At 63.5% G+C, this 13230-nt stretch carries 12 protein-coding genes; 8 read left to right on the top strand and 4 right to left on the bottom strand.

Annotated elements, in window-relative coordinates:
* The first annotated feature begins 111 nt into the window (after positions 1 to 111).
* Positions 112 to 1728: a GMC family oxidoreductase gene (locus VPH41_RS01105; protein WP_152284195.1), complete on the top strand. Its 1617-nt coding sequence runs from the start codon at positions 112 to 114 to the stop codon at positions 1726 to 1728.
* A 124-nt stretch (positions 1729 to 1852) separates the two neighbouring features.
* Complete coding sequence (locus tag VPH41_RS01100) at positions 1853 to 3184, top strand: MFS transporter (RefSeq protein ID WP_152284194.1); 1332 nt, start codon at positions 1853 to 1855, stop codon at positions 3182 to 3184.
* Between the two features lie 65 nt (positions 3185 to 3249).
* On the opposite strand, the gene purM is transcribed toward VPH41_RS01100, so the two are convergent.
* Entirely contained in the window at positions 3250 to 4293 is a 1044-nt protein-coding gene (purM, locus tag VPH41_RS01095) for a phosphoribosylformylglycinamidine cyclo-ligase (RefSeq protein WP_034788683.1), read from the bottom strand.
* A 187-nt stretch (positions 4294 to 4480) separates the two neighbouring features.
* Between purM and VPH41_RS01090 the strand changes: the two genes are divergently transcribed.
* From VPH41_RS01090 to panB, 6 genes are all read left to right on the top strand, one after another.
* Complete coding sequence (locus VPH41_RS01090) at positions 4481 to 5563, top strand: AI-2E family transporter (protein ID WP_328568689.1); 1083 nt, start codon at positions 4481 to 4483, stop codon at positions 5561 to 5563.
* Between the two features lie 76 nt (positions 5564 to 5639).
* Positions 5640 to 6308 carry a DnaA regulatory inactivator Hda gene (gene hda / locus VPH41_RS01085; protein WP_058048421.1) on the top strand — a complete coding sequence of 223 codons (669 nt, stop codon included), beginning with the start codon at positions 5640 to 5642 and terminating at the stop codon, positions 6306 to 6308.
* The gene (locus VPH41_RS01080) at positions 6308 to 6979 is read left to right on the top strand and encodes an HAD family hydrolase (protein WP_152284238.1); all 672 of its coding nucleotides are present in this window, start codon (positions 6308 to 6310) and stop codon (positions 6977 to 6979) included. The genes hda and VPH41_RS01080 overlap by 1 nt, the downstream gene beginning before the upstream one ends.
* A complete protein-coding gene (pcnB, locus tag VPH41_RS01075) occupies positions 6972 to 8345 on the top strand; it encodes a polynucleotide adenylyltransferase PcnB (protein ID WP_328568688.1) in 1374 nt (457 codons plus the stop codon). The genes VPH41_RS01080 and pcnB overlap by 8 nt, the downstream gene beginning before the upstream one ends.
* An 8-nt stretch (positions 8346 to 8353) precedes the next feature.
* Positions 8354 to 8842: a 2-amino-4-hydroxy-6-hydroxymethyldihydropteridine diphosphokinase gene (gene folK / locus VPH41_RS01070; protein WP_328568687.1), complete on the top strand. Its 489-nt coding sequence runs from the start codon at positions 8354 to 8356 to the stop codon at positions 8840 to 8842.
* A gap of 108 nt (positions 8843 to 8950) precedes the next feature.
* Complete coding sequence (panB, locus tag VPH41_RS01065) at positions 8951 to 9826, top strand: 3-methyl-2-oxobutanoate hydroxymethyltransferase (RefSeq protein WP_328568686.1); 876 nt, start codon at positions 8951 to 8953, stop codon at positions 9824 to 9826.
* A gap of 105 nt (positions 9827 to 9931) precedes the next feature.
* Here the strand turns inward: panB and VPH41_RS01060 are convergent, their stop codons facing one another.
* The 3 genes from VPH41_RS01060 to VPH41_RS01050 are packed head-to-tail and all read right to left on the bottom strand — an operon-like array spanning position 9932 to position 13227.
* Positions 9932 to 11419: an aldehyde dehydrogenase gene (locus tag VPH41_RS01060; RefSeq protein WP_328568685.1), complete on the bottom strand. Its 1488-nt coding sequence runs from the start codon at positions 11417 to 11419 to the stop codon at positions 9932 to 9934.
* A 36-nt stretch (positions 11420 to 11455) separates the two neighbouring features.
* Positions 11456 to 12301, bottom strand: a complete 846-nt coding sequence (locus tag VPH41_RS01055) for an ABC transporter permease (protein ID WP_152254920.1) — start codon at positions 12299 to 12301, stop codon at positions 11456 to 11458.
* The gene (locus VPH41_RS01050; RefSeq protein ID WP_152254919.1) at positions 12298 to 13227 is read right to left on the bottom strand and encodes an ABC transporter permease subunit; all 930 of its coding nucleotides are present in this window, start codon (positions 13225 to 13227) and stop codon (positions 12298 to 12300) included. The genes VPH41_RS01055 and VPH41_RS01050 overlap by 4 nt, the downstream gene beginning before the upstream one ends.
* Positions 13228 to 13230 lie beyond the last annotated feature (3 nt).

The raw sequence follows: 13230 nt of genomic DNA, 5'->3' as shown, positions 1-13230 counted from the left end.
ACGTCTTTTATAAATGGAACCAGATGTTCCAAAAATAATCAATAAAGACCAGTGTATCGCAAAAAACGCCCGCCGAGGCGGCTCGATACCGCAACACAGGAGACAAGAGCAATGTTGCAAACACACTACGATTACATCGTCGTCGGCGCCGGTTCGGCCGGCTGCGTGCTGGCCAATCGCCTGTCGCACGACAGCGGCAACCAGGTGCTGCTGCTGGAAGCGGGCGGCAAGGACAACAATCCCTGGATACACGTGCCGGTCGGCTATTTCAAGACCATGCACGATCCGAACCTGGACTGGTGCTACCGCACGGAAGCGGACGCCGGCATCGCCGGACGCCAGCTGCAATGGCCGCGCGGCAAGGTGTTGGGCGGCTCCAGCTCGCTCAACGGCTTGCTGTACGTGCGGGGCCAGAAAGAGGATTACGACCGCTGGGCCGAGCTGGGCAATGCAGGCTGGAGCTATGCCGAGGTGCTGCCCTATTTCAAGAAATCGGAAGACCAGGAACGGGGCGCCAGCGATTACCACGGCGTGGGCGGTCCATTGAAAGTGTCGGACCTGCGCCTGCGCCGTCCCATCGCCGAACATTTTATTGCGGGCGCCACGGAAAGCGGCATCCCCTTCAATGCCGATTACAACGGCGCCACGCAGGAAGGCGTGGGCTACTTCCAGCAGACGGCCAGCAAGGGCTTGCGCTGGAGCACAGCGAAAGCCTTCTTGCGTCCGGCCCGCAAGCGCGCCAACCTGCGCGTGGAAGTGCGCGCGCAGATCACGCGCGTGCTGTTCGAGGGCAAGCGCGCCGTCGGCATCGAGTACAGGCAGGATGGCCAGCTGCGCCAGGCGCGTGCCGGCGGCGAAGTGATTTTATGCGCGGGCGCCATCGGCTCGCCGCAGATCCTGCAATGCTCGGGCGTGGGCCCGCGCGCCCTGCTGGCGGACGTGGGCGTGCCGCTCGTGCACGACTTGCCCGGCGTGGGGCAGAACCTGCAAGACCACCTGCAGATCCGCCTGGTCTTCAAGACGCGCCTGAAAACCCTGAACGATGAAGTCAACAGCCTGTGGGGCAAGCTGTGGGTGGGCATCCAATATGTGTTTTCCCGCTCCGGCCCCCTCACCTTGGCAGCGAGCCAGGTGACGGTATTTACCAGGTCTTCGCCCGAAGTCACGCGGCCCGACATCCAGTTCCACATGCAGCCGCTGAGCGCCGACAAGCCGGGCGAAGGCGCGCATCCGTTTTCCGCGTTCACCTCGTCCGTGTGCCAGCTGCGCCCGCACAGCCGCGGCCACGTGTCGATCAAATCCAGCGATCCCCTCGCCTACCCGGGCATCTACCCGAACTACCTGTCCGATCCCCGCGACCAGCAGACGGCGATTGCCGCCCTGCGCGTGGCGCGCCGCATCGCCGCCGCGCCATCGCTGGCGCCGCACATCATTTCCGAGTTCGTGCCCGGCCCGCAGTTCGAGACGGATGCGCAGCTGCTGGACGCGGCGCGCCGTTTCAGCCAGTCCATCTACCACCCCAGCGGCACCTGCAAGATGGGCCACGACGCCATGGCCGTCGTCGACGACCGCCTGCGCGTGCATGGCTTGCAGAACCTGCGCGTGGTCGATGCGTCGATCATGCCGGAAATCGTCTCGGGCAATACGAATGCGCCCACCATCATGATCGCCGAAAAAGCGGCCGACATGATCCTGGCGGACGCCGTGCGCCTGCCGCAGGCGGCCTGACCCACCCGTTCCATTCCCAGCAAGGAGGATGCCAACGGCGGGCAGAGCGGCCCGCCTCCAATGACTCGGCAAGCAGCCCAGCATCAAAAAACACATAATCGATATCGATTGGAGACTAGATATTATGGATAACAATCCGCGCAATCCGAAAAAGGCCAAAGAGCTACGGAAAGTCGTGATGGCCAGCGTGATCGGCGCCACCATCGAGTGGTACGACTTCTTTTTATACGGCGTGGTGGCCGGCATCGTGTTCAGCAAACTGTATTTCCCGGGCGGCGATCCGCTCGTTTCGACCATGCTGGCCTATGGCACCTTTGCCGTGGGCTTCTTGTCGCGTCCCATCGGCGGCGTGATCTTCGGCCACTTCGGCGACAAGATCGGCCGCAAGAGCATGCTGGTCATGACCCTGATGATCATGGGCATTTCCACCTTCCTGATCGGCGTGCTGCCCACCTACGACCATATCGGCTACTGGGCGCCAGGCTTGCTGCTGTTCCTGCGCGTGCTGCAGGGCATCGGCCTGGGCGGCGAATGGGGCGGCGCCGTGCTGATGGCGTATGAATATGCGCCGCCGAAGGAGCGCGGCTTCTATGCGAGCCTGCCGCAGATCGGCCTGGCCATCGGCCTGTGCCTCGCTTCCGGCGTGGTAGCGATCCTGTCGTACAGCCTGACGGACGCGCAGTTCCTGTCCTGGGGCTGGCGCGTGGCCTTCATCCTGTCGGCGGCCCTCGTCTTCATCGGCATGTGGATACGTTTGAACGTGATGGAAACGCCGGAATTCCAGGCCGTCAAGGAAAAGAACGCGGAGACGCAGATCCCGTTCTTCGACCTCTTGAAACGCTATCCGGGCAACGTCTTGAAAGGCATGGGCGCGCGCTATATCGACGGCGTGTTCTTCAATATCTTCGGCGTGTTTTCCATCACCTACCTGACCAACACCATCAAGATCGCCCGCACGGAAGCGCTGATGGGCGTGATGGCGTCGGCCGTCGTGATGTGCTTCTGCATCCCGTTCTTCGGCCGCCTGTCGGACCGCATCGGCCGCAGCAAGGTATTTTTCTGGGGTTCGCTGATCACGGGCGTGTCGTCGATTCCCGCCTTCTGGATCATGCTGAACCACGCCGACAATCCGCTGCTGCTGTGGTGTTCCGTGATCATCCCCCTGGGCGTGCTGTATTCGGCCGTGTACGGCCCGGAAGCGGCCCTGTTCTGCGACCTGTTCGACGCCAAGGTGCGCTACACGGGCATCTCCTTCGTATACCAGTTCTCCGGCATCTTCGCCAGCGGCCTGACGCCCATCATCGCCACCTACCTGCTGAAGACGGGCAATGGCGAACCGTGGCACATCGTCGGCTACATCCTGTTCGCCTCCCTCGTCTCGGCCGTCAGCGTGGCCATGATCGGCAAAGGTGGCGCGCAGCCGGAAGGAGGCATGAAGCCGGCGCACGCAAGGTAGGCGCCAAGGCGTAAAAAAAAGGCAGGCCTCTTGCGAGTGCCTGCCTTTTTCATGCGAAAAACAACTTAGATGACGATGGTCTGGTGCTCGTCGCCCACGCGGGCGCGGATGGTGCCGATGCGCGAGACGGTTTCGCCGGCCGCTTGCAGCTGGGCGATGGCGGCGTCCGCGTTTTCCTGCGAGACGATGACGGTCATGCCGATGCCGCAGTTGAAGACGCGGTGCATTTCGGCGTCAGCCACGCCGCCGTGCTGTTGCAGCCACGTGAACAGCGGCGGCATGGTCCATGCTTTCGAGTCCAGCTCGGCCACCAGGCCAGGCTGCAGCACGCGCGGGATGTTTTCCACCAGGCCGCCGCCGGTGATGTGCACCATGCCCTTGACTTCCATGGCATCCATCAGCGCCAGCAGCGGCTTGACGTAGATGCGCGTCGGCTGCATCAGCACGTCGGCCAGCTTGCGGCCGTGGAAGTCGCCTTCCAGGTCCGGCTTGGCCACTTCGATGATCTTGCGCACCAGCGAATAGCCGTTCGAGTGCACGCCCGACGAGGCCAGGCCCAGCACCACATCGCCCGGGGCGATCTTGGTGCCGTCGATGATTTTCGATTTTTCCACGGCGCCGACGGCAAAACCTGCCAGGTCGTATTCGCCGGCCGGATACATGCTCGGCATTTCCGCCGTTTCGCCGCCGATCAGCGCGCAACCGGCTTGTTCGCAACCCTGGGCGATGCCCTTGATGACGTCGGTGGCGATCGCCACGTCCAGCTTGCCGCAAGCAAAGTAGTCGAGGAAGAACAGGGGCTCGGCGCCTTGCACCAGGATGTCGTTGACGCTCATGGCGACCAGGTCGATGCCGACCGTGTCATGGCGGTTCAGTTCGAACGCCAGGCGCAATTTGGTGCCCACGCCGTCGGTGCCCGAAACCAGCACCGGCTCCTTGTACTTCTTGCTGATTTCAAACATGGCGCCAAAACCGCCCAGGCCGCCCATCACGCCTTCGCGCAGGGTGCGCTTGGCAAACGGCTTGATTGCTTCGACTAAAGCGTCGCCTGCGTCGATATCGACGCCAGCGTCACGGTAGGAAAGGGAAACATTAGAAGTCTGGTTCATGGTGTGGTGGCAGCGGAGGCGGTAAAATAGAAGGCGGATACCCGCCAGCACGCGCGCGCACGGATGTTTTTGACATCCTGCGACAGGCGGCCAGCCGGTGAATTCGGTCGATCAAGACGCTATTTTATCAAACTGCCCCCGCGATTTCGTAATTAACTGCCTTTTTTTAACGCAACAACACAACTCCATGCCATTTCCGATCACCGCCGAACAGAAGCAAACAGCATTTTGGATCGCGGTCTGGCTGGCATTTTTGCTGTTGCTCGTCAGCCTGGGCCCCATCCTGACGCCCTTCCTGGCCGCCGCCATCCTCGCCTACGTGCTCAATCCCGGCGTGGACCGCCTGCAGCGGCTGCACTACAAACGTTTTTACCTGCCCCGCCCCCTGGCCGTGCTCATCGTCGTAGTGTTGTTTTTCCTCGCGATTACGGCGCTGGTGCTGATCGTCGTGCCCGTGCTGCAGAAGGAAATCCCCCTGCTGCAGGCGCAGATTCCCCAGTTTCTCAGCAAGGCCAACGAATTCCTGGCGCCCAAACTGCGCGACCTGGGCATCCGCGTGCGCCTGGACGGCACGGGCATCAAGCGCATGCTGAGCCAGCAGATGGCCACCAGCGGCGATGAAATCTGGAGCACCGTGCTGGCCTCGGCCCGCATCGGCGGCACGGCCGTGCTGGGCTGGCTGGCCACCGTCGTGCTGATCCCCGTGGTGCTGTTCTACCTGTTGCTGGACTGGCACCCGATGCTGGCGCGCATCGCCGGCGCCGTGCCGCGCCGCTGGGTGGGCCGCACGGTGGGCATGGCGCAGGAAGTTGACACCCTGCTGGCGCAATACCTGCGCGGCCAGCTGCTCGTCATGCTGGTGCTGGCCACGTACTACTCGGTGGCGCTGGCCATCGCCGGCTTCGAAGTGGCATTGCCTGTGGGCATCATCACGGGCTTGCTGGTGTTTATTCCCTACCTGGGCTTCGGCCTGGGATTGATGCTGGCGCTGATCGCCGCCCTGCTGCAGTTTGCCGACTGGAGCGGCGTGATCGCCGTGGCCGTCATCTATGGCTGCGGCCAGGTCATCGAGGGCTTTTTCCTCACGCCGCGCCTGGTAGGCGAGCGCATCGGCTTGAATCCGCTGGCCGTGATCTTTGCCTTATTGGCCTTCGGACAACTGTTTGGTTTCGTCGGCGTTCTGCTGGCTTTGCCTGCTTCTGCCGTCCTGATGGTCGCTTTTAAGCATCTAAGACGCCACTACCTCTCCAGCAGCTTCTATAATACCTAATAAAAGCGGATATCATATCAACCTAGCAATACCACGATGCACATGCAGTAATGAAAAACAGGACAAGGCGTACGCCATGAAACAACTGGTGCTCGATTTAGGCACAGACCAGGCGCACAGCCTCGATACCTTCGAGGTGGGACAGAATGCCGAAGTGGCGCAGCTGATGCGCCAGTTCGCCGCGCGTACCTCGCGCGAACATTTTGCCTACCTGTGGGGCGAACTGGCTGCCGGCAAGAGCCATCTGCTCAAGGCCCTGGCCAGCACCGAGCGCGCGCGCTATATTTCGCCATTCTCGATCGAGTCCGAATTCGTGTATTCGCCTGACGTGGATCTGTACCTGCTCGACGACTGCGAAAAGCTGTCGCCGCTGGCGCAGATCGACGCCTTTGCCCTGTTCAATGAAATCCGCGCCAACAAGGCGTTCATGGTGTGCAGCGGCGCCGTGCCGCCGGCCGTGCTGCCCGTGCGCGAAGACTTGCGCACGCGCATGGGCTGGGGCCTGATCTATCAAATCCACGGCTTGACGGACGATGAAAAAATCGCCGCCCTGACCCAGGCGGCCACCACCCGCGGCTTGACCTTATCGCCGGGCGTGTTACCCTATCTGCTGTCCCATTTCCGGCGCGACATGCGTTCGCTGTCGACGATGCTGGACTCTCTCGACCTCTACTCCCTGGAAACCCAACGCCCGATCACCTTGCCTTTATTGCGCGAGTTGCTGCAGGCGGAAGCGAAAGAATGATGAATCTGGCCCTGTTTGACCTCGACCACACCCTGCTGCCCATCGACTCGGATCACGAGTGGGGCGAATTCCTGGTACGCATCGGTGCCGTGGACGCCGCCGAATTCACCCGCCGCAACGACGAATTTTTCGCGCAATACCAGGCCGGCACCCTGGACCCCGTGGAATACCTGGAGTTTTCCCTGGGCACCCTGGCGCAGTTTCCGCGCGAACGCCTGGAGGCGCTGCACAAGCAATTCATGGCCGAAGTGGTCTTGCCGGCCATCCGCCCCGAAGTCGTGGCCCTGCTGAAACAGCACCAGGACGCGGGCGACCTGCTGGCCATCGTCACGGCCACCAACCATTTCATCACCAAGCCCATCGCCGATGCGCTGGGCGTCGAGCACCTGCTGGCCGCCATGCCCGAATATGACGCCGAGGGCAATGTCACGGGCAAGCTGCTGGGCACGCCGACCCTGGGCGCGGGCAAGCTGACCCACACCCATGCCTGGCTGGAAAAGATGGGCAAGGAACTGGGACAGTTCGAGCGCAGCTATTTTTACAGCGATTCACACAACGATATTCCCTTGCTGTCCGTCGTTACCCACCCTGTCGCGACCAATCCCAACACCGCTTTGAGCGCACACGCATCCCTCCACGGCTGGCCATCACTCCACTTATTCAATGATTAAAAAATTCATCCGCAAGATCCTCGGCGTTAAAAAAGAGGCAGCGCGCGACACCACGGCACCCGTGGTGCTCGGTCCTGCGCAACACGGAATCGACCCGAAACTGGTGTCGTCGAATGCCATCCGCGTCACCAGCAGCCTGCAGGAAGCGGGCTTCGAAGCCTTCGTCGTCGGCGGCGCCGTGCGCGACCTGCTGCTGGGCGTCAAACCCAAGGACTTCGACATCGCCACCAACGCCACGCCGGAGCAGGTCAAGCGCCTGTTCCGCCGCGCCTTCATCATCGGCAAGCGCTTCCAGATCGTGCACGTGATGTTCGGCCAGGATCTGCTGGAAGTGACGACCTTCCGCGGCGCCGGCGCCGACTCGGCGCCCAAGGATGAACATGGCCGCGTCCTGCGCGACAATACCTTCGGCCTGCAGCACGAGGATGCGCTGCGCCGCGACTTCACCATCAACGCCATGTACTACAACCCGGCCACGCAAGAAGTGCTGGACTACCATGGCGGCGTGGAAGACATCCGCGCCCAGACCTTGCGCATGATCGGCAAGCCCGAAGAGCGCTACCGCGAAGACCCCGTGCGCATGCTGCGCGTGGTGCGCTTTGCCGCCAAGCTGAAATTCACCATCGAGCCGGCCACCGCCGCGCCGATCCCCGTCATGGCGCCGCTGATCAACAACGTGCCCGCGCCGCGCGTGTTCGACGAAATGCTGAAACTGCTGATGAGCGGCCACGCGCTGGCCTGCCTGCAGCAGCTGCGCAAGGAAGGCTTGCATCACGGCCTGCTGCCGCTGCTCGACGTGGTGCTGGAGCAGCCGCTGGGCGCGAAATTCGTCACCCTGGCGCTGGACGCCACGGATGCCCGCATCGCCGCCGGCAAGACCGTCTCGCCGGGCTTTTTGTTTGCCTCGCTGCTGTGGCACCAGGTGCTGGAAAAATGGACGGCCTACCGCGCCGCCGGCGAGTCGACCATCCCCGCGCTGCACCTGGCGGCCGACGACGTGCTCGATTCGCAGACGGAAAAACTGGCCCTGCAGCGCAAGATCGGCTCCGACATGCGCGACATCTGGTCGATGCAGCCGCGCTTCGAGCGCAGGGTCGGCAAGGCCCCGTACAAGCTGCTGGAACACCTGCGCTTCCGCGCCGGCTACGACTTCCTGCTGCTGCGCTGCGCCTCGGGCGAGATCGACATGGACATCGGCGAATGGTGGACGGCCTTCTACGAAGGCGACGAGGAAACGCGCGAAGCGCTGCTCATCAGCGCCAATGCCGCGCCGGGCGCCGTCAAGAAGAAGCGTCCGCCACGCCGCAGCACGCGCAGCAAGACGGGCACGGGCGGCTCGACCACCGGCAGCACCAGCGGCGAGTAAACGCAGCCATGCAGACAGCAACGCAAGTTATCGCTTACATCGGCATCGGGGCGAACCTGGGCGACGCGCGCGCCAACGTGCAGGATGCGCTGGCGCGCCTGGCGCGCCTGCCCGGCGCCAGCCTGCTGGACGCCTCGGCCAGCTACCGCACGGCGCCCATCGATTCGAGCGGCGACGACTACATCAATGCCGTGGCGCGCATCGCGACCACCCTGCCGGCAGAGGAACTGCTGCAAGCCCTGCACGCCATCGAGGCGGCGCATGGGCGCGAGCGGCCCTACCGCAACGCCCCGCGCACGCTGGACCTGGACTTGCTGCTGTACGGTGACGAACAGATCGCCAGCACCACCCTGACGGTACCGCATCCGCGCCTCACCGAGCGCGCCTTCGTGCTGGTGCCGCTGCTGGCCCTGGCGCCCGCCATCTCCGTACCCGGCCTGGGGCCGGCGCAGGACTACCTGGCAGCCGTGGCTGGCCAGGCCATCAGCCAGCTCTGAGCCGTTTCGCTCGCATCCTCTACAATGCCGCTCCTGCAGCGCGCCGCATAAAGTACTACACTAGCGGCGTCGCAATCGCATCACCCCCTTTCACTCTAGAGAATACCTATGTCCGCTTATTTGCAAGGAACAGATCTGGCCGCCAAAGACAAGGCCGCCGTACCGGCGCCGGCGCCATCCAAGCCTGTCGCCAACAAGGCCGTGACCATCCATACGCTGGCCACGCTGCGCGCCGCCGGCGAGAAGATCACCATGCTGACCTGCTATGACGCCAGCTTCGCGTCGCTGATGGACCGCTGCGGCGTCGAGATCCTGCTGATCGGCGATTCGCTCGGCATGGTCTGCAATGGCCACAACTCCACCCTGCCCGTCACCGTGGCCGAACTGGCCTACCACACGGCTGCCGTGGCGCGCGGCAGCAAGTCGGCCATGATCCTCGCCGACCTGCCGTTCGGCGCCTATGCCACGCCCGAGACGGCGTACGCGAATGCCGTCATCCTGATGCAGGCTGGCGCGCATATGATCAAGATCGAGGGCGGCGCCTGGCTGGCCGACATCGTCCGCTTCCTCACCGAGCGCGGCATCCCCATCTGCGCCCACATCGGCCTGACGCCGCAATTCGTGCACCAGCTGGGCGGCTATAAGGTGCAGGGCAAGAGCACGGAAAGCGCCACGGAGCTGAAGAACGACGCGCTGACGCTGCAAAACGCGGGCGCCGCCATCGTGCTGATGGAAGCGATGCCCTCGCAGCTGGGCAAGGAAGTGACCGAGATGCTGACGATACCGACCATCGGCATCGGCGCCGGTCCCGACTGCTCGGGCCAGGTGCTCGTCATGCACGACATGCTGGGCGTGTTCCCAGGCCGCAAGGCGCGCTTCGTGCGCAACTTCATGGAAGGCGCGGCCAGCATCGACGACGCCGTCATCGGCTATGTGAAAGCCGTCAAGGATGGCAGCTTCCCGGCGCTGGAACACTGCTTCTGATGGTTTGATCGGGGTTCGCGGCTGCTCGCAGAACCCCGACTGCCGGGGTCAGACCCTCAGGGACTCGGCGTCCCAGTCTGCCCCCGGTCCTCCGCTCCGGCTTACCTACCCCACCTGTATCCACGTCGTCTTCAGCTCCGTGTATTTATCCAGCGCGTGCAGGGACTTGTCGCGCCCGTTGCCCGACTGCTTGTAGCCGCCGAACGGCACGGTGATGTCGTCGCCGTCGTACTGGTTCACGTGCACGGTGCCGGCGCGCAGGGCGCGCGCCGTCTGGATGGCCTTGCTGATGTCGGAAGTCCACACGGCCGCCTGCAAGCCGTACGGCGTGGCATTTGCCTGCTTTACCGCCTCGGCGATGTCCGTAAAGCCCAGCACGGACAAGACGGGCCCGAAGATCTCTTCGCGCGCAATCGTCATGCCGGCGTCCACGCCGAAGACGGTGGGCTGCACATAGTAGCCGCCCGTCTCCGTGCGCACGGCGTCGCCGCCGCCCAGCAGCTGCGCGCCCTCGCTCTTGCCCGCCGCGATATAGCCCATGACCGTCTTCATCTGCGTGGCGTCGACGATGGCGCCCATGACGGTGGCTTCGTCGAGCGGGTCGCCCGGCTGGAAGCGGGGCAGCATGGCCAGGGCCTTGGCCAGGAATGCGTCCTTGATCGACTCTTCCACGAACAGGCGCGACGGTGCGTTGCAGCTTTCGCCCTGGTTGAAGAAGATGGCGCCGACGGCGGTGGCCACGGCCTTGTCCAGGTCCGGGCAATCGGCGCAGACGATGTTGGCGGATTTTCCGCCCAGTTCCGTCCAGGCCCGTTTCAGGTTCGACTGGCCCGCCATCTGCACGATCAGTTTCCCCGTGCGCGTGGACCCCGTAAAGCCGATGCAATCGACATCCATGTGCAGCGCCAGCGCGGCACCTGCCTCGTTGCCGTAGCCGGGCAGCACGTTGAAGACGCCTTTCGGCACGCCCGCTTCCAGCGCGATGTCGGCCAGGCGCAGGGCCGTCAACGGGGATTTTTCCGACGGTTTCAATATCACGCTGTTGCCGGCCGCGAGCGCGGGCGCGATCTTCCAGGCGGCCATGATCATCGGGTAGTTCCACGGCACGATGGCGGCGACCACGCCCACCGGTTCGCGCGTGATCAGCGCCAGGCTGTTGGCGGGCGTGGGCGCAATTTCATCGTAGATCTTGTCGATCGCCTCGCCATACCAGCGCAGGCAATTGGCCGTGGCGCCCACATCCACGCTCTGGCTGTACTTGATCGGCTTGCCCATGTCCAGGGTTTCCAGCAGGGCCAGCTCGGGACCGTATTTCTGCACCAGGTCGGCAAACTTGATCAGTATCCGCTTACGCTGCGCGGGCGACTTGCCCGCCCAGCGGCGGTCGTCGAAAGCGGCGCGGGCCGCCTGCACGGCCGCATCCACGTCCGCGCCATCGCAGCGCGCCACCGGCCCCAGCGAGCGCCCATCAATGGGCGACAGATTGTCGAATGTCTGGCCGGACTTCGCCGCCATCCGTTCGCCATCGATGAAGGCGCGGCCATCGATCTTGATCTCTGCGGCACGTGCATGCCAGCTGGTGTTTTCCGTCATCGCCGTCTCCTGAAAGGTGAAGACGCCAGCTTACTCCTAGTCCGCCGAATACGCCGCAGACATCTGCTTGCGGCGTCTGCGGTCGGCGCGCGCCAGCATCACCGCATACACGATGACGGCGATCGTCACGGCGAGAATGGTCAGCGCGGCGATGGCATTCACGCGCGGGTCCAGCCCCAGGCGCGCGCGCGAGAAGATCACCAGCGGCATGGTCGTCGAACCGGGGCCGGACAGGAAGGCCGACAGCACCACGTCGTCGAGCGACAGGGTAAACGTCAGCAGCCAGGCCGAGGCGAGCGCCTGCGTGATGTTCGGCAGGGTCACGAGGAAGAAGACTTGGTGCGCGCGGCAGCCCAGGTCCATGGCCGCTTCGGCCAGCGACTTGCTCATCTCCTGCAGGCGCGACTGCACCACCACGGCCGCATACGCCATGCCCAGCAGGGTATGGCCCAGCCAGATGGTCAGCACGCCGCGCTCGGGAAAACCAAAGACCTTTTGCATGGACACGAGCATCAGCAGCAAGGACAAGCCGATGATCACTTCCGGCATCACCAGCGGCGCGCTGACCATGGACGAGAACAGCGTGCGGCCGCGGAAGCGCTGGTAATTGGTCAGCGCAAAGGCGGCAAACGTGCCCAGGATGACGGAAGACGTCGCCGACATGAAGGCGATCTTCAAGGACAGGCCGAAGCCCGAGATGATTTCCGTGTCGCTCATCAACTCGCTGTACCAGCGCAGCGAAAAACCGCTCCACACCATGTCCTGGCGCGAGCTGTTGAACGAGAAGACGATCAGCACGATGATGGGCAGGTAGAGGAACAGATAGCCCAGCGAAAGCCAGCCGCGGCCGAACCAGCGCTGCAGGAAATTACGTCCGTTCATGCTTGTTTCTCCGCGTCCTGGTCCGTCTTGTATTTGTTAAAAATCGCCATCGGCACGAGGATCAGCAGGATCACCAGCACCGTCACCGACGAAGCCATGGCCCAGTCGTTGTTCGTGAAGTATTCGTCCCACAGCACCCTGCCGATCATCAGGGTTTCCGGGCCGCCCAGCAGCTCGGGAATCACGTATTCGCCCACGGATGGAATGAATACCAGCATGGCGCCGGCGATGATGCCCGACTTCGACAGGGGCACGGTGATGCGCCAGAACGCCTGCAAGGGCGTGGCGCCCAGGTCGGCCGCCGCTTCCAGGTAACGCATGTCCATCTTGACCAGGTTGGCGTACAGGGGCAGGATCATGAACGGCAGGTAGGCGTACACCATGCCGACGACCAGCGAGAACGAGGTATTCATCATGTGCAGCGGTTCGCTCACCACGCCCAGCGCCAGCAGCAGGTCGTTGAGCAGGCCGTGGTTGGCCAGGATGCCCTTCCACGCATACACGCGCAGCAGGAACGAGGTCCAGAAAGGCAGCATCACCAGCATCATCAGCACGGGGCGGATGGACGGCCTGGCGCGCGCCATGAAGTAGGCGAACGGGTAGCCGATAAACAGGCAGATGGCCGTGGTAATGGCCGCGTACTTGATGGAACTGAGATAGGTAAGCAGATACAGTTCATCGGCGGCGATGAACAGGTAATTGGCGACTTTCACCTTCAGCACGACGATGCCGTCGACGTACGACAGCAAGCCACCGAACGGGCTGCCCGCCGTGTCCATGTCGGACAGGCTGATGCGCAGCACGATCAGGAACGGCACCAGGAAGGCGGCCGCCAGGAACAGCGAAGGCACGGCGATGACGGCATTGCGGCCCGTGAGCCAGCGCAGGGTGACGATGTGGCGCAGCGATTGCAGGAGGGACGTCATGAT

The organism is Janthinobacterium sp. P210006 (assembly GCF_036231885.1).
Lineage (GTDB): Bacteria > Pseudomonadota > Gammaproteobacteria > Burkholderiales > Burkholderiaceae_D > Janthinobacterium > Janthinobacterium violaceinigrum.
Note: the sequence above shows the minus strand (reverse complement) of the source record. Positions and strands in the feature narration are given on the sequence as shown.

Bases quoted from the DNA above. Each gene is read 5' to 3' on its own strand.
- VPH41_RS01105 (WP_152284195.1), top strand. From the start codon at position 112: ATGTTGCAAACACACTACGATTACATCGTCGTCGGCGCCGGTTCGGCC.
- VPH41_RS01100 (WP_152284194.1), top strand. From the start codon at position 1,853: ATGGATAACAATCCGCGCAATCCGAAAAAGGCCAAAGAGCTACGGAAA.
- purM (WP_034788683.1), bottom strand. From the start codon at position 4,293: ATGAACCAGACTTCTAATGTTTCCCTTTCCTACCGTGACGCTGGCGTC.
- VPH41_RS01090 (WP_328568689.1), top strand. From the start codon at position 4,481: ATGCCATTTCCGATCACCGCCGAACAGAAGCAAACAGCATTTTGGATC.
- hda (WP_058048421.1), top strand. From the start codon at position 5,640: ATGAAACAACTGGTGCTCGATTTAGGCACAGACCAGGCGCACAGCCTC.
- VPH41_RS01080 (WP_152284238.1), top strand. From the start codon at position 6,308: ATGAATCTGGCCCTGTTTGACCTCGACCACACCCTGCTGCCCATCGAC.
- pcnB (WP_328568688.1), top strand. From the start codon at position 6,972: ATGATTAAAAAATTCATCCGCAAGATCCTCGGCGTTAAAAAAGAGGCA.
- folK (WP_328568687.1), top strand. From the start codon at position 8,354: ATGCAGACAGCAACGCAAGTTATCGCTTACATCGGCATCGGGGCGAAC.
- panB (WP_328568686.1), top strand. From the start codon at position 8,951: ATGTCCGCTTATTTGCAAGGAACAGATCTGGCCGCCAAAGACAAGGCC.
- VPH41_RS01060 (WP_328568685.1), bottom strand. From the start codon at position 11,419: ATGACGGAAAACACCAGCTGGCATGCACGTGCCGCAGAGATCAAGATC.
- VPH41_RS01055 (WP_152254920.1), bottom strand. From the start codon at position 12,301: ATGAACGGACGTAATTTCCTGCAGCGCTGGTTCGGCCGCGGCTGGCTT.
- VPH41_RS01050 (WP_152254919.1), bottom strand. From the start codon at position 13,227: ATGACGTCCCTCCTGCAATCGCTGCGCCACATCGTCACCCTGCGCTGG.